Origin of the sequence: Bradyrhizobium zhengyangense (assembly GCF_022012555.1) — a bacterium.
Taxonomy (GTDB): domain Bacteria; phylum Pseudomonadota; class Alphaproteobacteria; order Rhizobiales; family Xanthobacteraceae; genus Bradyrhizobium; species Bradyrhizobium zhengyangense.
Window position 1 is genome coordinate 14,890 of the sequence record NZ_JAKLTZ010000009.1, and the last position, 24,798, is coordinate 39,687.

A 24,798-nucleotide genomic window follows, 5' to 3' on the forward strand; every position below is an offset into this window, starting at 1 on the left:
GACCGGCCTCAGCAGATCCTCGGCAGTTGTTCGCCCGACAGCCAGTCGACGATCCGGCCACCGCCAAAGCTCGTCGCCATCTGCACGAAATGGTGATCGTCGGCCACGGCCTCGCCGATGTCGGCCGCATCACAGCCGAGCGGATGCGCGCGCATCGTCGCGAGCACGGCAGCGGCCGCCTCCGGGGCCACAATTGCAACCAGCTTGCCTTCGTTGGCCACATAGAGCGGGTCGAGGCCCAGCAGTTCGCAGGCCGCGGCCACGCCCGGCTTCACTGGGATCGCCTCCTCCTGCACACGGAAGCCGAGGCCAGACTGCTGGGCGATCTCGTTGAGCGCGGCGGCTAGCCCGCCGCGGGTCGGATCGCGCATCAGGCGGATGCCCTCTCCGCCTGCGGTGACCATCTTTGCCACGAGATCATGCAGCGAGGCTGAGTCCGAGACGATCTCGGTCTCGAAGGCGAGGTTCTGCCGCTTCGACATGATAGCGACGCCGTGGTCCCCGAGCGTGCCGGAGATCAGGACGCGATCGCCGACGCGAGCCTTCTCGGCGGATAGATCGAGGCCATCGGGTACGACGCCGACGCCGGCGGTCGAGATGAAGAGGCCGTCGGCCTTGCCGCGCTCGACCACCTTGGTATCGCCCGTGATGATATGGACGCCGGCCGCGCGCGCCGCCTCGCCCATAGATTCCGCGATCATCTTCAGGTCGGAGAAGCGAAAGCCCTCCTCGATGATGAAGCTCGCCGAGAGGTAGAGCGGCCGCGCGCCGGCCATGGCGATGTCGTTGACCGTGCCGTGCACGGCGAGCGAGCCGATATTGCCGCCCGGGAAGAATAGCGGCGAGACCACGTAACCGTCGGTCGTCATGACCATGCGTCCGGCTGCGACATCGAAGGCCGACTGGTCATTGCCGCGCGCCAGCCATTCGTTGCCGAAGGCCGAGTGGAAAAGACCCGAGATCAGCTGTGCCATCGCGCGGCCGCCAGAGCCGTGGGACAGGTCTACGCAGCCGTTCTTGATGTCGAGCTTGCGTTGATGGGCCTTCATGATGCCCGCCTCTGCTGATGGTCGCGGAAGCGGCCATAGGTCCAGTGCGCAGCGCAGGCGCCCTCGGACGAGACCATGCAAGACCCTATCGGCGTTTCCGGCGTGCAGACCGTGCCGAACAGCTTGCAATCGACCGGTTTCTTCACGCCGCGCAGGATGGCGCCGCATTCACAGGCCGGATTGTCGGCAACGCGGAGCTCCTTCATGTCGAAGCGCGCTTCGGCATCGTATTTCGCGAAAGCGCGCTTCAGCTTCAGGCCGCTATAGGGTACCTGCCCGAGCCCGCGCCATTCGAACTGGTCGCGCAGCTCGAAAATGTCGGAGACCTCCTCCTTGGCGCGCAGATTGCCGTCACGCTTTACAGCGCGGCTGTACTGGTTCTCGACCTCGTGCCGGTTCTCATTGACCTGCCGCACCAGCATCAGGATCGCCTGCATCATGTCGAGAGGCTCGAAGCCCGAGATCACGACCGGCTTGCCGAATTCTTCCGCGAAGAACTCGTAAGGAGCCGTCCCGATAATAGTCGAGACATGCGCAGGTCCGACAAAGCCGTCGATCTCGACCCGGCCGATGTTGCGAATATCCGGGCTCTCCAAGATGTTCTGCATCGCCGGCGGCGTCAGCACGTGGTTGCAGAAGACGCTGAAATTGGCGAGCTGCTTCTTTTCGGCCAAACGGATCATGACCGCAGTGGGCGGCGTCGTCGTTTCGAAGCCGATGGCGAAGAATACGATCTGGCGCTGCGGATTCTCCTCGGCGATCCTGAGCGCATCGATGGTGGAATAGACCATGCGGATGTCGGCGCCTTTCGCCTTTGCCTTCAGCAACGAGGCGCCTTGCGAGCCCGGCACGCGCATCAGATCGCCATAGACGCAGAAGATGATTTCGGGCCGTTCGGCCAGTCGGATCGCCATGTCGATGCGCCCCGCCGGCAGTACGCAAACCGGGCAACCCGGACCGTGGATCATCCGCACGTTTTTAGGCAGCATGTCCTCCAGGCCATAACGCGAGATCGCATGCGTGTGGCCGCCGCAGAATTCCATGAAGCGATAGGGGCGCTGCGGATCTGCTTCGGACTGGATCGCGTTCGCAAGCCCGAGCGCGATCTCCTTGTCGCGGAACTCGTCGGCATACTTCATGGCATGGCTCCCAGGGCCTCGGCGCTAAGCTCGTGCAGCAATTCCAGCGTCCGTTGCGCCTCTTCCGGATCGATTTTGGTAAGCGCGTAGCCGACATGGATGATCACGTAGTCGCCGATGGCGAGATCCTCGATGAGCGCGACGGAGATCTCCTTGCTGACGCCGTCGATGGACACAATGGCCATGTCGTCAGGCAGGAGCTTTGTCACCTCGGCGGGTATGGCAAGACACATCAGGCGGTTCCTTCTAAGCCTTGGTGTTCGAGAAGTTGCAGCCCCGCGATCCAGGCCTGACCCAGGCTTAGGCCGCCATCATTCGGCGGCAGTTGGCGCGGCAAGAGCGGGGTGAGCCCGGCAGCGATGCAACCGCGCGAAATCCCGGTGCTGAGGCGGGCGTTCAGGAAGCAGCCGCCGCTCAAGGCGACGGTCTCAAGTCCGGTCTCACGAGCCGCTTGGGAGATCCAATCGACGCAAGCGGCAGCGAAGGTGCCGTGAAACAGCCCGGCCCCGTCGGTGGGATCCGGCGCATCGACCACCAGACGGTCGAGCAATGGGAGCAGCGACAGCACGCCATTCTCGATCACCCAGCCGCCGGACACAACGCGCGGCTCGCGGACCCGCGCCTCTAGCTTCATGGCAGCCTCGCCTTCGTAGGTTTGTACGGTGCAGACCCCGAGCAGCCCTGCGGCCGCATCGAACAGCCGGCCGGCGCTGGTCGTCGTGGGCATACCGGGTTGTTCGAGCAGAGCCGATAGGCGCGCGGCCTGCGGCTGTGCCGCAAAGCGAGACGCAATCGCATCGCCGCGCCGAAGCGCGTGCAGCACGCTGGCGGCCATCCGCCACGGCTCGCGCGCGACCCGATCGCCGCCCGGCATCTTCAGCGGCGCCAGATGCCCGAGCCGCCGGAACCGCGCGCCTTCACAGGCAAGCAGTTCGCCCCCCCAATTGCCGCCGTCGCTGCCGTAGCCGAACCCGTCAAGCACTAAGGCAAGCACCGGACCTGCGATGCCATGCTCCGCCATCACCGAGGCCGCATGGGCGTGATGGTGCTGGACCGCGATCAGCCTGGTCCCGCGTGCCTCGGCGAAACGGGTCGATGCCATGTTCGGATGCAAGTCGTGGATCAGGGCGACAGGCTCGACGTCGAGGGTAGACAGCAGATGGTCCACAGTTTCCTCGAAGAATCGGATGCCTTCTGCGGTGTCGAGGTCGCCGATGTGCTGGGAGACAAAGGCCTCGTTGCCGCGCGTCACCGCCACCGTCGACTTCAGCGCTCCGCCGACGGCAAGCAGGGGCGCCACCGAGCGCGCAAGCCGGACAGGCTCCGGGACATAGCCTCGCGCACGCCGAATGAACTGGGGCCGTCCGGCGACCACCGCAGCCAAGGAATCATCGGCGCGGGTGACGATGTCGCGGTCATGCGTGACGATGAGATCGGCGATGCCGGCAAGTCGTTGCTCCGCTTCGCGATTATCGATCAGCAGCGGCTCGCCGCTGAGATTGGCGCTGGTCGCGACAATCGCCCAGCTCTCGCCGACCGGCGCATGCGCCGCATTCAGCGCATCGAAAATCAGGTGGTGAAGCGGTGCGACCGGCAGCATGATGCCGATGCGCGCCAGCTCCGGCGCGATTGACTGCACAAGGCGCCCGCGCGACGTCAGCAACACGATCGGCCGCGGCCGTGACTCGAGCAGCGCAAGTTCGACAGCGTCGGCCTCGGCGAACTCGGCGACTGCCTCCAGCGTACCGACCATGACGGCGAAGGGCTTCTGATCGCGCTGCTTGCGCAGGCGCAGTTGCCGCACGGCCGCATCATTGTGAGCATCGCAGATGAGCTGATAACCGCCGAGGCCCTTGATCGCGACAATCTTGCCGCCCGCGACGGCGGCGGCGATCTCGGCGATGCCATGGCTGAGCCGCGGCCCGCATCGCGGGCACGCAATCGCCTCGGTATGGAAGCGGCGACTGCCGGGGTCAGCATAATCAGCGGCACAGGCTGCGCACATCGCAAAGCGCTTCATTGCGGTGGCCGGACGATCATAGGGCAGCCGCTCGGCGATGGTGTAGCGCGGACCGCAATGCGTGCAGTTGATGAAGGGATAGCGGTGGAATCGGCTTGCCGGATCGAACAGCTCGCTCAGGCATTCCCGGCAAGTCGCGGCGTCCGCGACGATGCGCGTCGACACCCTACCCTGCTCGCTGGTGCGAATCGAGAACTCCTCGGTGGCGGCGGCGCCGATCGGCTGAACCGAGATCTCGTCGATCCTGGCAAGCGGCGGCTTTTCCAGTGGCAGCGCGGCGACGAAATCGGACGCCCGCTCGCCTTCGACTTCGATAAGAACGCCGTTCGGATCGTTGGCGACGAAGCCGCCGAGGCGATAGCGGGTGGCGAGACCATAGACGTAGGGACGAAAGCCGACGCCCTGCACGGCGCCACGCACATGCAGGCGCAGCCGCTGTCCGTCCCGCGCTGTGGCCTTGTCGCTCATCCTCACTCCGCTGCCGTCATCTCGGCCGGCTTCGCCTTCGAAGCCCGCTTGCGGAGCCAGGCATAGAAGGCCAGGAAGCCTTCGCCGGTGCGCGCCGACACCGTCAGCACCTCGATCCTGGGATTGACCCGCCGCGCATATTCGATGGTCCTGGCGAGGTCGAAATCGAGCACGGGCGCAAGATCGATCTTGTTGATCAGCATAAGCGCGGAGGCAGCGAACATGTCCGGATATTTCAGCGGCTTGTCCTCGCCTTCGGTGGTCGAGAACACCACGATCTTGCAGGCTTCACCGAGGTCGAATGCCGCCGGACAGACGAGATTACCGACATTCTCGATGAACACGACCCCACCGTTCAGCCAGGGCAGCCGGTCATAGGCTTCACCGACCATGGCCGCGTCGAGATGGCAGCCCTTTCCGGTGTTGACCTGGATCGCCGGCACGCCGGTTGCGCGGATGCGCTCGGCATCGTTGGAGGTTTGCTGGTCACCCTCGATCACGCCGATCGGGAAACTGTCCTTCAGCTCACTGACGGTGCGGACTAGCAGCGAGGTTTTGCCGGCTCCGGGGCTCGAAACCAAGTTGAAGGCGAGCACGCCGTCGGCACGGAAGCGAGCGCGGTTGTCGGCGGCGAGTCTGTCGTTCTTGCCGAGAATATCGCGTTCGATCTGGATGATGCGATCGCTGCTCATGCCCGCGATCTGTTGGCCGGCGGCGTCTGCACTGCAGTCGAGCAGGCCCGTATCGCCAGGCCCATGATCGTGGCTTCCGTCGTGATGGTGGTGGTGATGGTGACCGGGGCCATGGTGGTGATGATGACCTCCATGAGCGTGCTCGTGATCCTGATTATGATCATGCGTATGTTCGTTGGACGCTTTGCCGTCGCTGCAGCCGCAGACCGTACACATCAGTCGACCTCCAGTTCCTTCACACGCATCTCTTCGCCGCCGGTGACCTGCAATTGATAGCTGCCGCAGGATGGACACGGCTCGTAGCGCTGCTTGATCTCGACGTTTTGCGAGCAGGCCATGCACCAGGCCGTGCCCGGCGTCGCGATGATCTCGAGTCTTGCGCCTTGCGCGATGGTCCGCGCCGCGACGGCCTCGAAGCAGAATTGCATTGCGTCCGGCGCGACATGGCTGAGCGCACCGATCTCTAAACACACCGCCTTCACTCGCAAGAACGAGCGCTTGCGCGCCTCTTCCTCGACGATCCCGATGATGCCCTCGCACAAGGCCATCTCATGCATGGCTGGCCTCGCGGAAGCTGACGCTGAATCCGACGCAGGGGTCGAACGCCCCGACAAGTGTCCGCACCGCGTCTTGGCCCTGCCGGCCGGCGGAGAGGAGCGCGCCCTTGAGGCTTCGCACCAGCGGTCCGCGTTCGTGAAAATTCCACTCGGTCGGAGCGATATATTCGAAGCCGACGATACGTCCTTCCTCATCGAGCTTAACCGCGTGATGGAGCCGGCCTCGGGCGCATTCCACTGCCGCTGCGCCCCGGCGCTCGCCGAGCCGATAGCTCGCAACGACGCCATTATCGGGAGCGTCCCGCCTGGCGTCCAGCCAACAGGTGAGCCGGGCGATCTCGTCGATGCGCGCTCTCACGCGCGCGGCGCCGCTAGCACTTAAGGACAAAATCTGTTCGCGCTGCGCCCGCCGCGCCCAGACGCCCGTTTCCGGAACCTTCCCGCAGAGTTCCGGCGCTTCGGAATAAGCCGTCCCTTCAGCCATGAGGCGCGTCACGATCTCAAGATCGTCAGCGGGGGTCAGAAAGAATTGGTCGGCCGCCGGCAATGACATCACCTCACGATCGCAGCGCGTCAGATAGGTGGAAAGTACGCTGCCTGGCGCCGGAGGCTGGTGTTCACCCGAAACTCCGAGCGCGCGGAGCGCAGCCTTGACGTGTGCAATGACATCGCGGCGCACGGTATCTGGCACGGTTTCAACCGCACCACTGAGAGTGGTGCTCGCCTGTATCATGCTTCGCACTGCGGGTGCGCTCTCCTGATCGAGTTCGAGGCCTGCGACGAACAGGCCGCGTATCAATTCAGTTAAGCGCTCGGCGACAACGGCCGTGAGACGATGCATCGCTATCGGCTTGATCGTCTCCAGCCCCTGCGCCGCCTCGATTGCTGAAAGGAAGGCCACTTGGTGGGCGACCGAGCATAAGGAGAACAGGCGCGGCAGCACAGGGATGAGCGCGCTTGCCGGCTTTCCGGCAAACAGCCTCGTCAGGGGAGGCCGGCTCCGTGGCCGGATAGCAACGTCCGAAATTGTGGTACCAGTGAGCCACACCATTATGTCAATTTCGTTTCGAAAGGGGCGACTCATCCCGGCCGCTCCGTCAAGGTACCGCGCAGGAAGCTCCGACGATCAATCGGGGTCGTCGGTGGTTCGCGCCGGCGGACCGCCTCCTCGCTGTCGGCCGGCAGCATCAGCTCGGCAAGAGCGGCGTCAGCCGTTGCTCGCGCCGATGCCATGTCCGCAAATTGGAACATTGGCGAGAACAGCGAGCAGCTAGCGATGCGGCCCATTTGCACCTCGCTGAGGGTAAATTCGATATCACCGGCTGGAAAGCGAATACGCACGGTCGCGCCCGACCTATCCCCAGCGGCGCTCGCCGGCATCACCACGTTCATGAACCAAGGAGTGACCATGATGCCGACAAACGTTCCCTCGAAGCGACGGAAACCAATGGCCTCAACATCGAGGGCCTCGTTGTAGATTGGCAAATCGCGCATCGCGCGCTCGCCGATCTGGCGATACATTCCTGCCAATAGCTCGCCCCATGTCACCGCGTCGGCGTCGCTGGGAGAGCTTGGCGCGCTGGCAGTCATGTTTCGATCGCCATGAACTTCGATTTCGGGGCGTCGCAGTTGGGGCATCGCCACTCCTCCGGCAGAAGTGAGAACGGTGTGCCGGGTGCGATCTGCGCCACCGCATCACCATCGGCCGGATCATAGACGGTCCAACAGATGCCGCATTCAAGCCGCGCAGCCTCAGTGACGTCTTGGCGCACGCCAAAGTTCTCAAAGGCGCTCATTTGAAATATGCCTCAATGATTTCTTGGAGCCGTTCGGCGGAATCCTCGAAATCTTCGTCTGCAGCAAGCGCAACCGTGGGTACCCCGCCAACTTCCAGCGTGTCGAGGATGATGGTGTCCATGGCGTTGAAAAACTGCACCGACCAGACATTGCGAATGCCAGTCGACAGCACCCGACAGGTGCCATAGCCGCGCGAGACAAGCTGGATCGGCCCGTTCCGAATAGTCTCCTGCAAAAAGCTCATATCCACCGGGCTCATCGGCAACAGAGTGAAATTGATGATCTGCGAGCGGATGCCAGGACGCCAGGCTAGCGCCCGCTCGCGGATCTCGGCGAGCACCGGTAGGACGTTCATGGCGCCTTCAGGGGCCTGTCCGATTTCGAAATCGGCGGCTGTCAGATCGGCTGCTGCGCGTCTGACGATCTCGGGAACAGCGCCTACTTCAATATATTCGGAAGCCGCGTCAGTTTCGATCCTGACACGCCAGATCCCTGCGAGCACCGATTCTTGAATCTGCGCCAGCGATCCGTCCGGCAGCGCTACGACGCCGCCGACCTCCCCCTCGCCGAGAACATCGGCGACGAGCTTGCTTTCGAGATCGTTGAGATTGCCGAGCCGGAACAGTTGCGAGGGTGCGTCCGCCCTTTGACCTGCAATGGCCTCCGCGATGTTGGAGAGCAGCGTGACGGCTTTGGGGCAGTTCTTAGCGAGCTCGACACTGTCTAATGTTGCGAGTCTTGCGAGTGCGCCGGCCGCCGTCAGGCTGCCACTTGAGGCATTGAGACTCTCTTCTCCGATAGGGAACACGCTGACGGGTTGCTCGGCGCCTTCCGGCGCATCCCAGAATCCGACCTTCATAGCTCGACACCTTTTGCGCGATGCTGGGGAACAATGGTAACGGCAATGGCTGCGCTTTGCCCGCGCGGGCGGTCGATCAGCTTAGTGATGCGGTCGACATAGACTGACCAATCCTGGATCTTGGCGATCAGCCCCAGCGTCTCGCCCTTGGCCACGAAGATAAGGGTCGGCTGCACTCGCACCCCGAAACGTTCGCCAAGCGCCTCTTCGGCATGGGGTGCAATGATCGCGGCGCGCAGGCGGCCTCCGAACGCCGTAACCAGCTCAGGCAGCACTACGGCGACATCAATGGCCTCCGGAAAACGGTTGGGATTACCCGCCGATAGCAGCACGGCGACAGCACCGGCTTGGTCGGCATGTTTAAGAAAATGATCGACGGTCGCGACATCGACCTCATTGAGGCCATGCCGACTGAGATCATGCCGTCCTACCTGGAATTCCATTTGACCTCCCAAAACAGACTTATCTTTCTGATCGGGATAGTGTTAGCAAGCTGCGTGCCAGGGACAGTCAGGATTTATGTAGTTGAATTCACTGATCTATTTTCAACGCCATCAAGCCGAGTGGATGCGAATGATAAGCTACTTTCCACTACAAACGAAAGCCTTCTTTCCAGACTAGAAACTTGTCTTCCGGCGAGCACCTCGGCCAGCGGCTGAGGTCAGCCGGCCAAGTCATTCTAGGATGACAACCCGCTTAATCAGTCAGGAGGTGCGCAGGCAATTGCGGTTCGCGGTCGATCAGATCGGCGAAGAAGCAGTCGAAATCGTTGCCGTCGAGCGCTGCACCGAGACCGTCGATGGCAGCCGCAATCAGGCACGCTTCTTCTTTCTCAAGTAGGCGGATCGCCGTGTCGATGTAGACCAGCACGTGGGCACCGGCCGGAGGATGCGAGAGCAGAAGCACGGAGACGCGGCGTTGCTCGCCGCGAAACTCGCACAAAGCCGAAATTCCATCGGTCTCGACGATAGTCATCGGCAGTCCAAGGCACATCCGTCTTCTCCGGCACGCTCCGGCGGTCAGGCCGGCCGCATCTCGTAACTCGCATGGTCGATGTCGTTGGCGAGCAGGCGCTCGGAGTCTGCCAACGGCGTATCGCGCAGCTTCACCTCGATGCCCCACTCGGCCAGAACTTTGCAGGCAAGCTCGATGGCCGGTGCGATCTGATCGCGTACGGACGCCGTCAATGGACCTCCCCAGTCTTCGAGATCGAGCGGTTGGCAGCCGATCAGGACGAGGTGCTTCGGGCAGCGGCCGAGCAGGTCGGCTGCGCTGATCACCTCCTGGAAGCCGGTTTGATGCAGACTCATCTTCTTCGCGCCGGTGAAGCGTGGCACCTCGTCGCCGCGCACGAGCTTCAGCTTGCCTGGCGGCAGACCATAATCGATGGCATCGAACACGAGCAAGCGATCAGCGTCCTCCAGATAGTTGACGAGATAGAGCCCCTGCGTTCCGCCATCGAGAATCGTGACATTATCAGGCACGGCGTAGCGGCGGTGGAAGTCCTCCACCGCGCGCACGCCAAAGCCTTCATCGGCCCACAGGATGTTGCCGATGCCGAGCACCAAGATGTGGTCGTCGTTTGGGGCGTTCAACATCGAGATCGTTCCAGTTTCAGTCACGGAATTGCCGTTCGCCCGAGATCATCGAGGAGATGATACTCTGGCGTGACATGATGTCCTCGCGGATCGCAGCGTAGATGTGTACCATCACGAACACGACCAGCGCCCACATGCCCAGATGATGCCAGGTGTGAACGTCCTGGCTGTTCGGCCAGATCGAGAACACCCAGCCGAACAGTTTGTGCTGCCAGCTATCGATGCCTTCTCCTTCCGAATAGAGCGCAAAGCCGGTCACGATCATGAAGGTCACGAACAACGTGAAGCCCGTGAACATCGCGGTCTGCGCCAGCGGGTTGTGCCCGACATACATCTTCGGCTGACGTTCCAGGAAGGCGTACCAGCGGATCTCGTGCCAGACTTCCTTCCAGAATTGCCGGCGATGCACCGGCAGATAGAAGATCTGCCGGGAATGGTGGTTGCCGGTGAAGGCCCACAGGATACGCGCGAGGAAGAACACCGCGAGCACCTGCCCCGCCGCGAAATGGGCGAAGCGCATATAGCCCATCACGAAGTTGGCCGACGCCTCCCCCTCGACCGCCGGCAGCGGCGTCCCGATCAGAAACCCGGTGACCATCAGGATGATGATCGAGAACGCGTTCACCCAATGGCAGATGCGCACCGGCGCTTCGTAGACATAGACGGTGGGCCGGCCCACCGCATGCTCGCCAGCAGCATCGGCCGCGATCGCCGTCAGGTCCGGCTCGCTTTCCACCGGGGGAGCAATTGCATCCATCATGGCCGCCTCCTACCTGACCTTGACCTTGGCGAGTTCCTGGCCGTCCGGGCTCATGACGTGCGTCGAACAGGCAAGGCACGGATCGAAGGAATGGATCGTGCGCAGGATCTCGAGCGGCTGCTCGGGATTAACCATCGGCGTGTTCATGAGCGAGGCTTCGAACGCGCCGATGTTGCCTTGCGGATCGCGCGGCGAGCCGTTCCAGGTCGTCGGTACCACGCACTGGTAGTTGTCGATCTTGGTTTCCTTGATCTTGATCCAGTGCGCGAGCGCGCCGCGCGGGGCCTCGGTGAAGCCAAAGCCCTTGGCTTCCTTCGGCCAGCTCTCCGGTTTCCACTTGTCGACATTCGCGGTCGAGCTGTCGCCGGCTTTGATATTGGCAACGAGCTTGTCCTGGAAATAGCGCATCTGGCGTCCGGCCCAAACAGATTCGAGCGCGCGCGCCGCGGTGCGGCCGAGCGTCGAGAACAGCGCCGACATTGGTAGATCGAGATCCTTCAGGAATTTGTCGACGGGATCCTTGAACTCCGCCTTGTTCTGCGCATAGCCGACGACCCAGCGCGCGAGCGGGCCGACCTCCATGGCATGTCCCTTCCAGCGCGGCGCCTTGATCCAAGAATATTTGCCGCCTTCGTCGAGCTGTTCGATCGCGGTCTTGGTACCCTTTGCATTGGGTCCGAGTTCGTAGTTCGGCTCCGTGATGCCATCCCAAGGATGAAGGCCCTTGGTTTCGTCGGGATACTTGTACCAGGAGTGGACCACGAACTCCTGGATCTCGTCGGGATTGGCGTGATCGACCGGAAGCACCTCGGAGAGATTGCCGTTGATGATGGCGCCTCGTGGCAGCTTCAGGTTCTTGGCTGAATAGTCGTTGGCATGTTCTGGCACGTCGCCATAGGCGAGCACGTTCTGACCCGAAATGCCTCCACCATAGAGCCAGTCCTTGTAGAACGAACCGATCGCGGCCACGTCAGGCAGGTAGACCATTTCGTTGAATTCCATGATGCGGTCGATGATCGAGGAGATCAGGTTCAACCGCTCCATGTTGATGGCACCGACAGCACCTGTCCCATCTACGTTGATCGGACAGGGCACGCCGCCGACGAGCCAGTTTGGATGCGGATTCTTGCCGCCGAAGATGGTGTGGATCTTGACGATCTCCTTCTGGAAATCGAGCGCCTCCAGATAATGCGCGACCGCCATCAGATTGGCCTCGGGCGGCAATCTGTAGGCTTTGCTGCCCCAATAGCCGTTCTTGAACGGACCGAGCTGTCCGGACTCGACGAACTTCTTGAGCCGGGTCTGCAGATCCTTGAAGTATCCCGGCGAGGACAGCGGCCAGCTCGAGATCGACTGGGCTAGCGTTGATGTCGCGCGCGGATCGGCCGAGAGTGCGGAGACGACGTCGACCCAATCGAGCGCATGCAGGTGATAGAAATGGACGACGTGGTCGTGCACCTGAAGTGCGAGCTGCATCAGGTTGCGAATCGAGTTTGCGTTTTCGGGGATGGTGATCCCAAGCGCGTTCTCGACCGCGCGCACCGAGGTCAGCGCGTGCGTGCCGGTGCAGACGCCGCAGATCCGCTCGGTAAATGCCCACGCATCGCGCGGGTCGCGGTTCTTCAGGATCACCTCGATCCCGCGCCACATCGTGCCGGTCGATACGGCATTGCGGATCACGTTGTCGGCGTCGACATTGACCTCGACCCGCATGTGTCCCTCGATGCGGGTCACGGGATCGACGACGATGCGTTTGCCGGAATTGTCGAGATTGAAGCCGTTGGGAGTCTGGATACCCATGATCGTTTCTACCCTAATGTGTCTTTTGATCAGCTGTTGTGGCCGGCGTCTTCGCGCTTGCTGGCAAGCCGCTTTACCGCAGTGACGGCGGCGTGCGCGGCCACCGCCGCACCCACGGCGCCCGCTGCCGCCATGCCGATCTGATCGGCGTTTTTCTCGATGCCGAACTGCTTGATGTTGGTGAGGCGATCGTAGAACGAGCCCTTGTCCCAAAAGCCGTCCTCTGAGCAGCCGATGCAGCCGTGTCCCGATTGGATGGGGAATGAGACCCCCCCGTTCCAGCGCACGGTTGAGCAGGCGTTATAGGTCGTTGGCCCCTTGCAGCCCATCTTGTAGAGGCAGTAGCCTTTGCGCGCCGCCTCATCGTCCCACTCCTCGACAAACTGGCCGGCGTCGAAATGCGGGCGCCGGTAACACTTGTCGTGGATGCGCTGCGAGTAGAACATCTTAGGCCGGCCCTGGCGGTCGAGCTCGGGCAGCTTGCCGAAGGTGGTGATGAAGGTGACGACGCCGGTCATCACTTCGGCGATCGGGGGGCATCCCGGCACCTTGATGATCGGCTTGTTGGTGATGACCTTGTCGATCGGTGTGGCCTGGGTCGGATTGGGCTTTGCCGCCTGTACGCAGCCCCAGGACGCGCAAGCGCCCCAAGCGATGATCGCCATCGCGTCCTCGGCCATCATCTTCAGCTTTTCGACGAATGGTTTGCCGCCGTCGATACAGAACATGCCGCCCTCGTTGAGCGGCGGATTACCTTCAACGGCCAGAATGTACTGACCTTTATGCTTGGCACGGGTCTCCTCGAGGATCGCTTCCGCCTGATGGCCCGCGGCCGCCATGATCGTGTCATCGTAGTCTAGCGAGATCATCGACAGCACCGCATCCTTCACCAGGGGATGCGCGGAGCGGATGAAGCTCTCGGAGCAGCAGGTGCATTCGAGACCGTGCATCCAGATCACGGGCACACGCGGCTTGGTCTCGAGCGCATTGGCGATGCGGCTCGCCGCCAGCGGGCCGAGGCCGAGGCTCGTCGCGGTCAGGCTGCAGAACTTGTGAAAGCTTCGACGCGTGATGCCTTGCCGCCTGATCACGCTGTAAAATGTTTCCGTCGCCGTGCCCATAAATCCTCCCGCCGTCAGCTTTGGCTTTCAATGACGCTTAGGGACAGCAAGAAGCAGGCCAACTGCGTGGCGCAAAATGAAATTAGAGGAATGTCAAAAGGTTGCGAGATCTGAATTGTGCAAGACGCGAAGATCGAGCGGCACTGCACGAAAGAAGCGGAAACAATTCGATTTGCAGGCGGTAACGAGGTTTACGCCGCCGAGCCCGTTTCAATGCGCAGTGCACACCATGCAAGGATCGAACGAGCGCACGACATGCTGAACCGCAACGGAACGTGCGCCAGCCTCGCCCACATCGGTGCCGACCAGCGCCTGTTCCAGAGGGCCTGCCACGCCGAGGGAATCGCGCGGTGAAAAATTCCAGGTGGTCGGCGCGATGATCTGGTAGCGCTCGATCTTTCCACCGCGCACCGCCACCCAATGCCCGAGGCTGCCGCGCGCGGCCTCGACGAGACCGACATATGCCCCGTCGGGCATCTCCTGCGAGGGAGCACAGAACGGTTCCGAAAGTCGTAGCGCGCGGGTCCACTGCTCCATCGCAAGTGCGATGCGCGCAGTCTCGATCAGCCGGGCGATCACACGGTTGCGGACATTGGTGCCGCTTGGGGCGACGAGATCGGCTATCAGCGCTTGCCCGGCCACGGTCTGGCGCGCAATCGCCCCGACCTCGACCGGCTGGCCCGAAAGCCGCGGCGCCTTGCACCAGCTATAGGCGCCTGCCTTGTCGGGATCAGGTACGGTGTTGCTGTGCGCAGGATCGGAGGAGCAATCCCGCATCCATGCATGGGAAACGTCCTCGCTGATCTGACTCAGCGGCAACGGCTCCACAACCATGTCTGGACCAACAATGCCGCGCGGGAACAGTCCGCAATCGGCGCCTTGATAGGCGCCATAGCTCATCAACACGCCCGGTCCCTTGCCGAGCTCACTGAGCGCGAGGCTGTCGGCAAGCCTGAGGAAATGAGCGAAATCACCGCTGCGCCCCGCGCGCCAGCGGTCGAGCTCGTCTGCGGTCGAGAGCGACAGCATGTTCTCTAGAGTATCGGCGAACACTGTACGTTCAAGGAACGTGCGAAATGAGGTCACGATCGACAACAGCCGTACGCGCTCGCCGAGTTCGATCGCGCGCGTCGCGCCGCCCGGCTGGAAGGCAAGGCTGTGTGGCCATTTGCCAGCAATGATTCCCATAGTCTCGAGCAGCCGCGCCCGCGCCGGCAGCGCATCGCGCGCCGCACTGCCGCGGGTGGCCGCAAAGCGCTCGCGAGTCTCCTGGTACCAATCCTGCGAAGCGTAGGCTTCACGGGCGAAGTCAGGCATGAAGAAGATGTAGAAATGCGTAAGATGATCGGCGGCATTCTCTGCCGCGTGCGCGATATTAGTGGCGAGCAGACCGTTCGGCGCCGCCTCGGTTCCCATCGCATGGCGAAGCGCGGCAGCGGCGGCGACCGACTGCGAGACCGAGCAGATGCCGCAGATGCGCGGCGCCAACACCAGCGCATCAAGCGGTGGCCGCCCCTCCAGAATTTGCTCGAACCCGCGATAGAGCGGCGCCGTCACTTCGGCGCGCTGGACCCGGCCGCTTTCGACGTCGAGGCGGACTTCGAGATCGCCCTCGACGCGGTTGAACGGGCCGATCGTAATCCTCGTCATGGCGTGCGCTTGGCCGTGGTGCGGCCGGGCGGCACCACCACATGATCAGCGGTCGCATTCAGCCTCACGCGCCGCGGAGTCGCCGATTTCGACAACGCCGCGAGCGCGACGAACCAGGCTTTTGGCATGTCGGTCGGCAAGCCGACTGGGATGCCGGCAAGCTTGGCGGTCTCCAGGAAATTCTGCGCGTCTTCGAAGCCAGGTGACGTGCAGGCGATGCAGGCATAACCGCCCTTCGTGCAGGAACCGCCGCCGTTCCAGGAGCGCTGGTTGCAATCGCCGACAGCCTGAGTCGCCTTGCAGCCGAGATGCTCCATGAGGCAGCCGCGCTCGGACATGGTTTCGGCGCTGGCCTTGAACTCATAGAACTCGTTGCGGGAGCAGCCGTGATGAGCAAGATGGTTGGCAACGAATTTCGGTCGGCCATAGGTGTCGAGGTCAGTCGCTGACAAGTCCTTGGACGTCAGTGCCAAAATGGTTTCCATCATCCAGCCCGGATGCGGCGCACAGCCAGCCACATTGATCACCGGCAAGCCGAGCCGGGAGCGGAAGCCTGCGCCGAGCGCGCCGCCAGCATCGGCGCCCTCGAATTGCAGCCCGACCGCGTCGGTTGGATTGGCGCCGGCGGCTGGCACCCCGCCATAGGCGGCACAGCTTCCGACCGCAACGACATAGTCCGCCCGCGGCGCGAGATCTAGCATCCAGTGGTAGATCGAGCGGCCCGTGCCCGCGAGCATGTTGAAGCGGCCGCTATCGTTCGGGCCGCGGGCAACGGAGCCTTCGAGGAGCAGTAGGTCGAGCGGCACCCTGCCCTCGCGCACGGAGTTGAGCACCTCGGCCGCTTCCTCGCCTGTCTCCTCGCTGACCGAGGGATGCCACAGCAGGTTGATGCCGAACTGCCTCAGTTCGTCGAACCAGCCGGAAGAGCCGCTTTCGAGGATCGACATGGTGCAACCGCCGCAGCTCGCGCCTTGCAGCCAGAGCAGGTTGGTCATTCCGTTCGATTGGCTCATCACTTGCCCTCCAGCTCCACCAGCTTCGGCCGACCCGGCTCGAATGGCAAGCCCTCGGCGCGAAGGAACTCAGTCATGATCGCCCGGCGCGCCTTCATGTTTAAGGTGCCTCTGGCGGATCCGGTGCGTGATGATCCAAATTAGACCGACGGCAAATGGTACGAACAATGCTGTCGCGAGTGACGGCTCGACATGCAAGCCGCCGTCATGTGCGCCCTTAGCGAGGTAGCCGAACAGGCTGACGACGTAATAGCCGATCGCCGCCACGGAGAGGCCTTCGACGGTGCTCTGCAGGCGCAATTGCAGCTTGGTGCGCTCGTTCATTGAGCGCAGCAGGTCACGATTCTGCTCCTCCAGTTCCACGTCCACCCGCGTGCGCAGGAGATCGGCGGCGCGCGCTAGCTTGATCGATAAGTTGGCCTGGCGGTCCTCCATCGCGGCGCAGGTGCGCATCGCCGGCGCCATCCGCCGGGCAAGGAAGGACGACCAGGTCGGTCGCCCTCCGATCTCGCTTCCTTCGATCACGCCAAGGCGGGCCTGCACGATGTCGTAATAAGCCCGGCTCGCGCCGAAGCGGAACAGGCTACCCGCTGCGCCGCGCTCCAATGAGGCGGCCAATGCGGTCAGCTCCGTGAGGAGGTGATTGTTGAGCTTGAGGTCCTCGGCGCCCTGCATCTCCTGGAGCACTTCGACCAGCCGCCGCCCAATGTGATCGACCGAGGGCGCGAGCTCGAGCGCGGCCGGCAGGCCGAGCAGCGCCAGCGTGCGATAGGTCTCGATCTCCAGCACGCGCTGCACAAGAGCGCCAAGCCGGCCCGGCGACAGGCCGTCGTTGCAGATGAGAATGCGGACAAAGCCCTGCGCATCCGCACGAAAGTCGGAAGCGACGACCGCAGGGCCGCTGCGGACTGTCGCCATTGCGAGGCTGCTCTTATCAAACAGCTCCTCAGCGCGCGCGACGGCCGCTTCGGTCTGCTCCACCTCGAGCCTCACCGCCACAAGCAGCTGTCCCGTTTGCGGCAGTGCCCGGATCAATGCGGTAAGTTCGTCACCGATGGGAGCGAACGCCAGCGCGGATGCCTCATTACTCCAGATCCAGGTGAAAGTCGTGAATTCGGAATGCTGTTCCCAGCGTAGCGAAACTGCTCCGATTGACACCTGGTGGTGCTTAGCCGACACCTCGGGTGCCGCCAAGCCCTGCGCGGTGCAAAAGCCTACAAAGGCCTGCCGGTCGGCGGCCGCCGCTTCTCCCTGGCCCAAAAAAGCAAATCGCAGCACTGCGAGAGGCGCGGAGAGCCGCGTGAACGGACGCGCATGCACCTCACCCAACACTGCACCGCGTTGCGGGTGCAACGCGAATCCGGCCAGATCCAGACCATGCTCCATCGACGATCCCTAGGATACCGGTTTGCCCACGCGAGGGTGCCGGCTTGTCCGTTGACTAGCGCAGGTCTCTGGCACTTGCGCAATGGTAGTCGCAGGCGTCTCGCATTGCGAGCCAGACTACGCCGCGACGACGTTGGCCATGAAACGGTCAAGCTCCGCGCGCAGGCGGTGGCTCGCCTCGGTTAGTCCGCGCGCTGATTGCAGCACGGCGGAAGCCGCCGAGCCGGTCTCGCTTGCTTCGCGATTGACCTGCTCGAGATTGGATGACACCTGCGCGGTGCCAGAGGCCGCCTGCTGCGCGCTCTGTGCGATCGCCTGTGTCGTCGCGGTCTGCTGGTCGACGGCGGACGCGATCGAACCCGAGATGGCGGAGATATCGCCAATGATGCCGGCGATCGACTTGATCGCGGCAATCGAATCTCCGGTCGCTTGCTGCATACCTTCGACGTGAGAGCCGATCTCCTCCGTCGCACGGGCGGTTTGGCTTGCAAGCGACTTCACCTCGGCTGCGACGACGGCAAAGCCGCGGCCCGCCTCTCCGGCGCGGGCTGCCTCAATGGTGGCATTGAGCGCGAGCAGATTGGTCTGCTCTGCGACCGCTGTAATCAGCTTCACGACATCACCAATCCGGTGCGAGGCTTGCGCGAGCGTCGCGATGCGGGCGTCCGTGCTCTTGGCCTGGGCTACCGCATTACCGGAGATCGCATTCGAGTTGCGGACCTGGGTGCGAATATCATTGATCGACAGCGACAGCTCCTCGGCCGCCGAGGCGACCAAACCAATGCTGCTCGACGATTCTCGCGCGGCGCCGACCACCGCGTTGGTCAGGCCCCCTGTCGCCTCCGCATTGCGTGACAGCGTTGATGCTGCTGCTTCGAGTTGCTGAGCAGAACCCGAAATGCCGTTGACGATGTCACCCACCGCGGCCTCAAAGCCGCCAGCGAATTTAGCGAGCTCAGCGCGCCGCAGCTCGGCCGCCGACCTGTTACGCTCTTCGATCTCCGCAGCTTCGCGTTCGGCGCGCTCAATGGCTTGCCGCTTGAAGCTCTCGACCGCGCCAGCCATCTTGCCGACCTCGTCGTGCCGACCGAGCCCCGGCAGCACGATCTCATAGCGGCCGTTTGCCAGCTCGATCATCGAGCTGCACATCGCGATGACAGGTTTTGCGATACCGCGTCCGATCGCAAAGGAGAGCACGAGGCCAATTGCAATCGAGGCGAGCGCAAGGGCAACCACTACCGATTGACCGTGGATGATTTGCACCGCGGTCTTTTTCTCGGCATCAGCCTGCTCCGCCAAAGCCACTCGCTTCAGAGAGGCGGCCGCCCCGGATAGTCCGTGACGCAGCTTCCACATGTCCGCCATCAAACGATCGATCTCTTGGCCTGCGGCCTCCACTCGGGCGAACCCATCTCGGTAAGACGCGACGAGCTCGTCGAGCGCCTGTCCGCCGACGTCCGGCGAGCGACGCTCTCGCACGATCGCACCTTTAAACCCTTCTATTCTCTGTAAGACGTCCCTCGCGAGGACTTCATCGTGGAGCTTCAATTCTGTCGTTACGAGGCGATCGATCGTATCGAAACGCTCAATGATATTTTCTGCTTGAGCGCCCGGCGCCTTCACCTGATCGAGCGCGGTCCGGATGACGTGCGCCTGTCCGCCCATCGTGGCTGCCGAGCGATCGATCCCGGCGCGCAGCGCCAACACTTTGTTGAAGGAATCGGTATAGGCGCGGTAGGCTTCGAACAGTTCCTTTATCGACTGCTGCCAGCTGAGAGTTGCAGTCTCGGTTTTGGCTGCCGTGATCGTTCGCTCGAGCAAGCGTCGCGCCTCTTCCGCGGCAGCTTCCGCCTCCTTTATGCCCGTCAGGGCGTAATAGCGCGCGTTGCTCTGGTATGCCGAGAGCGAGCTGTCGATTTCGCGCGCATAATCCGATTCCGACATGCTGATACGATAAACGTCGAAGCCGTCGAGGATCGCCTCATAGCCAAACCAGGCGCCCGCCATGGTGCCCGCCGACAGCAGCAGAACGATAGCAAATCCCATCATGATTTTCAGGCGAATTGACAGGTTGGCGATGACTGGCTCGCTTTTCGGCAAGCTCATGGCCGCTGCATTCATCCGGCCCTGTGTCTGGAAGACGCCTGCCCGGCGCGATGCGCCGCCGCGCCGAATGAAGCTCAAATCCATATCGCAAATACCCGGTTCGCTGGAGCTGGAAATGAGCAAACGATGTGCCGTCTCTCCTAATCATCGGTAAATTGCAGCGAGCTGCCGCGCAGCAAGTGTCGTGCGCCGGGTAAGGAAGCTCGCTGCTCATGCAGGGAAAAAGACCGCGAACCCACGTGGATGCAGCGGAAAATAGCAAAGAGGTTCAATAAAGATATGAAAGCAGGATTTCCACCTGCGGTTAAAGCGGGTTTCCAATTCTTCGTTGCGTAGGGCCGCTGAAGCGTGAAGAAAAAAATTGCAGGGCGGTGATTTCGCGCCGGCATGCGCGCGATATTCTCGATGGCATGCGCTGATTCGTTTGTTCGCTGCGTCGAATCACTCTCAATGCAGGAGCATGCGATGACGAAAATCTCGGAGATTCCGGGTACGCTGGACGCCGTCGGCGCCGTCGGCACGGATCGCCAATCAATCTATGTCTATGAGGCACCGGTACGGATCTGGCACTGGTTAAATGCGCTAACGATCTCTCTTCTGGCCGTTACCGGTTATCTAATCGCCTCGCCGCTTCCCTCGATGCCTGGTGAAGCTAGCAATTGGTACACGATGGGCTACATCCGATTTGTTCACTTCGCGTCGGGACAGGTGCTCGCCTTCGCGTTCCTTTATCGCGTCTACTGGGCGTTCGTCGGCAACCAGTATGCCCGCCAGTTGTTCGCGTTTCCGATCTACAACCGGATCTGGCGCTGGGGCCTTTTGTACGAGCTGCGATGGTACCTGTTCCTAGTGCGCTACCCGAAAAAATACGTCGGCCACAATCCTTTGGCCAATACTGCGATGTTCTTGTTCGTGATTGTGATGATCCTGATGATGCTGACCGGATTTGCACTTTACGCTGAGGGCGAAGGTCGCGACAGCTTATGGTATGCGCTGTTCGGCTGGTGGTTCTCGATCTTCCCAAACAGTCAAGACGTGCATACAGTGCACCATCTCGGCCTCTGGTTCATTGTGACTTTCGTCATCCTGCATGTATATGCTGCCGTGCGCGAGGACATCGTGTCGCGTCAGAGCATGCTATCGGCCATTATTACCGGCGAACGGACGTTTCGCGACTCGCGACCTGACTGATATCAGAATGTGCCCGCTAGGGTCACTCGGACGGTCAAGGGTTCGACCGGGTGAAGCACATAGTCCATCACACCAATGGCACAGACTGGCGCAGGGGCGGCATTGGCGGCACAGAGATTGTAAAGTTTGTCCGTCTTCAGCAGGGAGCCATAGGCATAGGTGATCTGGTTCGCCTTGCTGTTGAGGAGGTTGAGCAAATCGAGCTGGAGGCGCCAGCCCTTGTCGGTGCGGTAGCCGATCCGCGCGTTGAAGATGCCGGTAGGTTGCGATCGGAAGGCGTTGTCTTCCGTCAGCGGACTGGAGGCGAGATAGCGCCAACGCAGGGCGCCGAACCAGCCCGTCTTCGCGCCGAGCGAGATGCCGGCGGACGCCATCATGGTCGGTGCGTTAGGGATATAGTTGCCGGGCGCGTTGCCGATCTGCGCGGCGGGATAGCCGGCGAGTGAGGCATAAACCTCCGCCTGGTCGCTGTCGTAACCGCGAAAGCGCGCATGGGTCATCGCGAGATCGGCGTCGACGTCAATCCAAGACCGTGGGCGGTAATGGTTGGTCCATTCGAATCCATAGCGGCGGCTCGCGCGCGCCGTCGTGGTATCGCCGGCATCGCCTGAGAACAGGATCTCGGAATCCTGGTCGAGGACGAAGAGGCTGAGCGAGGTGTCGAGATCCGGGACGATCCTCGAACGCACGCCGACCTCCGCGCCCCTGGTGCGGACCAGCAGCGGCGAGCGCGGCAGCTTTGTCCCGGGATCGCTCGGATCTTCCGTCGTCGTCGCACCCCGCGCGTCGTTCGAGTGCATGCCATAGCCGGCGCCGAAAAAGAACTCGGTCTTGTTAAAGGGACCGACCACGATGCGAAGCTTGGGACTTCCGATCGTAGCGTTGGCATGGCCTGAGTTGTTCGCATCGAACAGCGACGTCACGTCGGCCGCGTAATAGTCCCCGCGCCAACCGACCGTGGTCCTCAGCCAGTCCGAAAAGTGCAACGTACTCTCGGCGTAAGCGCCGATGCTGCCTTCCCCGACCTTATCGCTGCGTACGTTGGACAGGAAACTGCGCCGGTGGGTGTCGGTGAGCGCGAGATCGATGGCGTCGTAACGGGACTGCAGGCCGAAGGTCGTCTGCATCGGCAGCCCAGCGAATGAGCCATCCATCGTCCGTGCGATGTTAGCGCCGGCCATTAGGCGGCCGTCGTGCTGGTGAAATTGGTCGCCGACAACGGGATTGGCCAGGAAATAAGTGAAGTTATTGTAGAGATCGAGCTCGCTCTTGACGACATAAGCGTTCGCCTTCCAGGCCCCGGAATTATCGCTCTGCGCCACGCGCGCCGACAGGGCAAAACGGTTTGCGTTGCCGCCGTCAGTCGGGTCTTCAGATCCAAACCGATCCATCAATCCGTCCGTCATGGCGCGCTGCGGCACCTGATCGGTCGAATTCCATCTGTTGGCGTAAGCCATGCCCGTGACCGACACGCCGTCGGTGGCCGTGCCCTGACTGTAGCGCAAGAGCCCATTGAGCTTGCGGAGGTTGTCCGGGTTGTCCCAGGGGCCGTTGTAGGTCCCAGCCTCGCCGGCGAGGAGCAATGTCCCATCGCCGAGCCTCGTCGAATCCATGCCGAGGAAGCGGCGATATCCAAAGCTGCCGGCGGTCATCTGCGCTAGCCCCTTCACCGTGCGGTCGATCAGGCCGATATGCACGGCGCCGGCCGAGGAGAAGTCGCCTTCATCGGCGAAGTAAGGCCCCTTCTTTACCTCCATGGCGGCGATCGCTTCAGGAATCAGCCAATTGAGGTCGGCATAGCCCTGGCCGTGGGCGTGAGTGCGCATGTTGGCAGGCACATCATCAACATAGATCGCGAGATCCGTGCCATGATCGAGATTATAGCCGCGCAAGAAGTACTGGTTCGCTTTGCCCTCGCCGGAATGCTGCGTCACAATGAGCCCCGGTACAGCTTCGAGCACTTCGCCCGGGCGCATCACGGGCCGCGCGTTGACGTCTTCGCCTGATACTGTGATCTGGCTTGCCATGCTCGACGCGGGAGCCAAGGCCGCGCTGCTCTTGGCCGATACCGCTGAGGCTTGCCCGCCCAGCTGGCTACTGGACCCTATGCCGAGCGCTCGATCCGAGCGTGGCGTTGGAGCTCTTCGCGGTCGCCGTGGGATCTCCTCACGAGTGACTATGACTGCAGGCAAGGTGTAGCTAGTCTGGATATTGTCTCCAGAGCTAGGTTCAGCGTCGATCATGAGGGCGCAGATGCTTAGTGCTGCAATGCTCGTCCAGCGGGCAAAGACGGCAGGCTTCGAGCGGCTCGACAGCATCGCTGCAGCCGCTAAGTCGCGCGTGATGTCGGCAAGGCGGTTCGAGTGGTCTTTCCCTTCCATGCAACGCGATACAGCAGGAGAGATGCTAGCCAGGCGAGAGCGAACAATGACATCACGCCGAAGCCTAAGATGGCTTGTGATCCCTTGAGGCGATCGACGAGGCTCGAAAGGGCACCCGTGAGCTCAAGCTGATCGCTGATCAGGCCAAGCGTTTCCACGCTGCCGATGAACAGCGCAATCGCGACTGAGGCACCTGTGATTGTCAGATTGTACCAAAGCTTTCGGGCCGGATCGACGAAAGCCCAGCGATAAGCGCTGGCCATAAATGCTGAATCCAAGGTATCAACCAGGGACATTCCGGCAGCGAAAAGTGCAGGAAAGACTATGGCCTGCCAGAGCGACAGGCCGCGCGCAGTCTCAGAGGCAGAGAGGGAGAGCAGGCCAATTTCGGTCGCCGTGTCGAAACTTAATCCGAACAGGAATCCGAGCGGATACATGTGCCAGCTTTGCGTCACAATTCGGAAGATCGGGCCGAGCAAATGCGAAAGAAGACCGCTTCCGGCTAGGGGCGCATCGAGTAATTGTGCACCGTAGACGCCGCTGGCCTGCGCTGCACGCATTGTGCGCCACAAGTTTGCGAAGATCGCAAAGTTGACGGCGGCCACGCCGAGCAGGAAGACGGCTGAAACCGAGGTTCCGAGAAGGCCGCCCAAGTTTTTGAGCAAACCCTCTCCGCCGAGGGTCATGACGCCGGCGGCAAGCAGGATCATTGAAGCGAGAACGATCGTGGAATGGCCGAGCGCAAAGTAGAGACCTGCAGTTTCGGAGGCGCGGCCGGCATGCATCAGCTTCCGCACGACATTGTCGATTGCCGCAATATGATCGGCATCCACGGCATGGCGCAGACCGAACACCCAAGCGAGCAGCGCGGTTGCCATTACCGACGGCTGACCGGCGAACAGCGCAACGGCCCAGCCCCAGGCTGCAATGTTGGTCAGCGTCAGCCCTGCCAGCAACAAGACAGTTCTCAACTTAAGGCCTTTCAAGAGGCCACTTCGTGACGTGACCTGCCCCATGCGGCGCCACTCCCCTGGTATGATCTTTTTGTCGAACTCTCATACCCTGAGCAATATTCAGGCCAAGTAAGACCATGGCGTAAAAGGGCGCCAAGCGATTGCACTTGCAAAAGAATCCCTGTCGATAGCGAGTTACGCCTTAAAATAGGCGATGCCGCTCGCAAACTAACTAACCATATTCGGCAAGGTACTTCC

23 protein-coding genes are annotated in these 24,798 nt (G+C 62.1%); 1 reads left to right on the plus strand and 22 read right to left on the minus strand.

The genetic code is table 11. The annotated features are described in order from the left end of the window. Positions 1 to 8 precede the first annotated feature (8 nt). The 20 genes from hypE to L6639_RS28655 form a co-directional block, all read right to left on the minus strand. Positions 9 to 1,049 (minus strand): hydrogenase expression/formation protein HypE, encoded by a 1,041-nt coding sequence (hypE, locus tag L6639_RS28560; protein ID WP_128929527.1) that lies wholly within the window; start codon positions 1,047 to 1,049, stop codon positions 9 to 11. Further along, positions 1,046 to 2,188 carry a hydrogenase formation protein HypD gene (hypD, locus tag L6639_RS28565; RefSeq protein ID WP_128955166.1) on the minus strand — a complete coding sequence of 381 codons (1,143 nt, stop codon included), beginning with the start codon at positions 2,186 to 2,188 and terminating at the stop codon, positions 1,046 to 1,048. The genes hypE and hypD overlap by 4 nt, the downstream gene beginning before the upstream one ends. After that, the gene (locus tag L6639_RS28570) at positions 2,185 to 2,421 is read right to left on the minus strand and encodes a HypC/HybG/HupF family hydrogenase formation chaperone (protein WP_128929525.1); all 237 of its coding nucleotides are present in this window, start codon (positions 2,419 to 2,421) and stop codon (positions 2,185 to 2,187) included. The genes hypD and L6639_RS28570 overlap by 4 nt, the downstream gene beginning before the upstream one ends. Then, entirely contained in the window at positions 2,421 to 4,676 is a 2,256-nt protein-coding gene (gene hypF, locus L6639_RS28575) for a carbamoyltransferase HypF (RefSeq protein ID WP_164933597.1), read from the minus strand. Before hypF ends, L6639_RS28570 begins: the two co-directional genes overlap by 1 nt. Before the next feature lie 2 nt (positions 4,677 to 4,678). Next, a complete protein-coding gene (hypB, locus tag L6639_RS28580) occupies positions 4,679 to 5,584 on the minus strand; it encodes a hydrogenase nickel incorporation protein HypB (RefSeq protein ID WP_128955165.1) in 906 nt (301 codons plus the stop codon). Further along, the gene (gene hypA / locus L6639_RS28585) at positions 5,584 to 5,925 is read right to left on the minus strand and encodes a hydrogenase maturation nickel metallochaperone HypA (protein WP_128929522.1); all 342 of its coding nucleotides are present in this window, start codon (positions 5,923 to 5,925) and stop codon (positions 5,584 to 5,586) included. The genes hypB and hypA overlap by 1 nt, the downstream gene beginning before the upstream one ends. After that, positions 5,918 to 7,009, minus strand: a complete 1,092-nt coding sequence (locus L6639_RS28590) for a nickel-dependent hydrogenase large subunit (protein WP_128929521.1) — start codon at positions 7,007 to 7,009, stop codon at positions 5,918 to 5,920. Before L6639_RS28590 ends, hypA begins: the two co-directional genes overlap by 8 nt. Beyond that, entirely contained in the window at positions 7,006 to 7,515 is a 510-nt protein-coding gene (hybE, locus tag L6639_RS28595) for a [NiFe]-hydrogenase assembly chaperone HybE (protein ID WP_128929520.1), read from the minus strand. The genes L6639_RS28590 and hybE overlap by 4 nt, the downstream gene beginning before the upstream one ends. Next, entirely contained in the window at positions 7,512 to 7,721 is a 210-nt protein-coding gene (locus L6639_RS28600; protein WP_128929519.1) for a rubredoxin, read from the minus strand. The genes hybE and L6639_RS28600 overlap by 4 nt, the downstream gene beginning before the upstream one ends. Then, positions 7,718 to 8,581, minus strand: coding sequence for a hydrogenase expression/formation protein (locus L6639_RS28605; protein WP_128955164.1), 864 nt, complete (start codon positions 8,579 to 8,581; stop codon positions 7,718 to 7,720). Before L6639_RS28605 ends, L6639_RS28600 begins: the two co-directional genes overlap by 4 nt. Next, entirely contained in the window at positions 8,578 to 9,024 is a 447-nt protein-coding gene (locus L6639_RS28610) for a thioredoxin domain-containing protein (protein ID WP_128929517.1), read from the minus strand. The genes L6639_RS28605 and L6639_RS28610 overlap by 4 nt, the downstream gene beginning before the upstream one ends. A 253-nt stretch (positions 9,025 to 9,277) precedes the next feature. Continuing rightward, complete coding sequence (locus L6639_RS28615; protein WP_128929516.1) at positions 9,278 to 9,574, minus strand: HypC/HybG/HupF family hydrogenase formation chaperone; 297 nt, start codon at positions 9,572 to 9,574, stop codon at positions 9,278 to 9,280. A 26-nt stretch (positions 9,575 to 9,600) separates the two neighbouring features. After that, a complete protein-coding gene (locus L6639_RS28620) occupies positions 9,601 to 10,179 on the minus strand; it encodes a HyaD/HybD family hydrogenase maturation endopeptidase (RefSeq protein WP_128955163.1) in 579 nt (192 codons plus the stop codon). 16 nt (positions 10,180 to 10,195) lie between these two features. After that, a complete protein-coding gene (gene cybH / locus L6639_RS28625) occupies positions 10,196 to 10,939 on the minus strand; it encodes a Ni/Fe-hydrogenase, b-type cytochrome subunit (protein ID WP_128929514.1) in 744 nt (247 codons plus the stop codon). A gap of 9 nt (positions 10,940 to 10,948) precedes the next feature. Beyond that, on the minus strand, positions 10,949 to 12,739 hold the full coding sequence (locus L6639_RS28630) for a nickel-dependent hydrogenase large subunit (protein WP_128929513.1): 1,791 nt from the start codon (positions 12,737 to 12,739) through the stop codon (positions 10,949 to 10,951). A gap of 29 nt (positions 12,740 to 12,768) precedes the next feature. Next, positions 12,769 to 13,860: a hydrogenase small subunit gene (locus L6639_RS28635; RefSeq protein ID WP_128929512.1), complete on the minus strand. Its 1,092-nt coding sequence runs from the start codon at positions 13,858 to 13,860 to the stop codon at positions 12,769 to 12,771. Between the two features lie 210 nt (positions 13,861 to 14,070). Next, positions 14,071 to 15,510, minus strand: coding sequence for a nickel-dependent hydrogenase large subunit (locus L6639_RS28640; protein WP_128929511.1), 1,440 nt, complete (start codon positions 15,508 to 15,510; stop codon positions 14,071 to 14,073). Further along, the gene (locus tag L6639_RS28645) at positions 15,507 to 16,523 is read right to left on the minus strand and encodes an NADH-quinone oxidoreductase subunit B family protein (RefSeq protein ID WP_128929510.1); all 1,017 of its coding nucleotides are present in this window, start codon (positions 16,521 to 16,523) and stop codon (positions 15,507 to 15,509) included. The genes L6639_RS28640 and L6639_RS28645 overlap by 4 nt, the downstream gene beginning before the upstream one ends. A 69-nt stretch (positions 16,524 to 16,592) precedes the next feature. Further along, the gene (locus L6639_RS28650; RefSeq protein ID WP_128929509.1) at positions 16,593 to 17,909 is read right to left on the minus strand and encodes a DUF3422 domain-containing protein; all 1,317 of its coding nucleotides are present in this window, start codon (positions 17,907 to 17,909) and stop codon (positions 16,593 to 16,595) included. 117 nt (positions 17,910 to 18,026) lie between these two features. Then, complete coding sequence (locus L6639_RS28655) at positions 18,027 to 20,015, minus strand: methyl-accepting chemotaxis protein (RefSeq protein WP_164939083.1); 1,989 nt, start codon at positions 20,013 to 20,015, stop codon at positions 18,027 to 18,029. 465 nt (positions 20,016 to 20,480) lie between these two features. On the opposite strand from L6639_RS28655, the gene cybH (L6639_RS28660) reads away from it, so the two are divergent. Next, on the plus strand, positions 20,481 to 21,206 hold the full coding sequence (gene cybH / locus L6639_RS28660) for a Ni/Fe-hydrogenase, b-type cytochrome subunit (RefSeq protein ID WP_128929508.1): 726 nt from the start codon (positions 20,481 to 20,483) through the stop codon (positions 21,204 to 21,206). Positions 21,207 to 21,208: 2 nt separating this feature from the next. On the opposite strand, the gene L6639_RS28665 is transcribed toward cybH (L6639_RS28660), so the two are convergent. Both L6639_RS28665 and L6639_RS28670 read right to left on the minus strand, forming a co-directional pair. Continuing rightward, a complete protein-coding gene (locus tag L6639_RS28665; RefSeq protein WP_128930141.1) occupies positions 21,209 to 23,233 on the minus strand; it encodes a TonB-dependent receptor in 2,025 nt (674 codons plus the stop codon). A 302-nt stretch (positions 23,234 to 23,535) separates the two neighbouring features. Continuing rightward, a complete protein-coding gene (locus tag L6639_RS28670; protein ID WP_128929507.1) occupies positions 23,536 to 24,603 on the minus strand; it encodes a HoxN/HupN/NixA family nickel/cobalt transporter in 1,068 nt (355 codons plus the stop codon). Between the last annotated feature and the right edge of the window lie 195 nt (positions 24,604 to 24,798).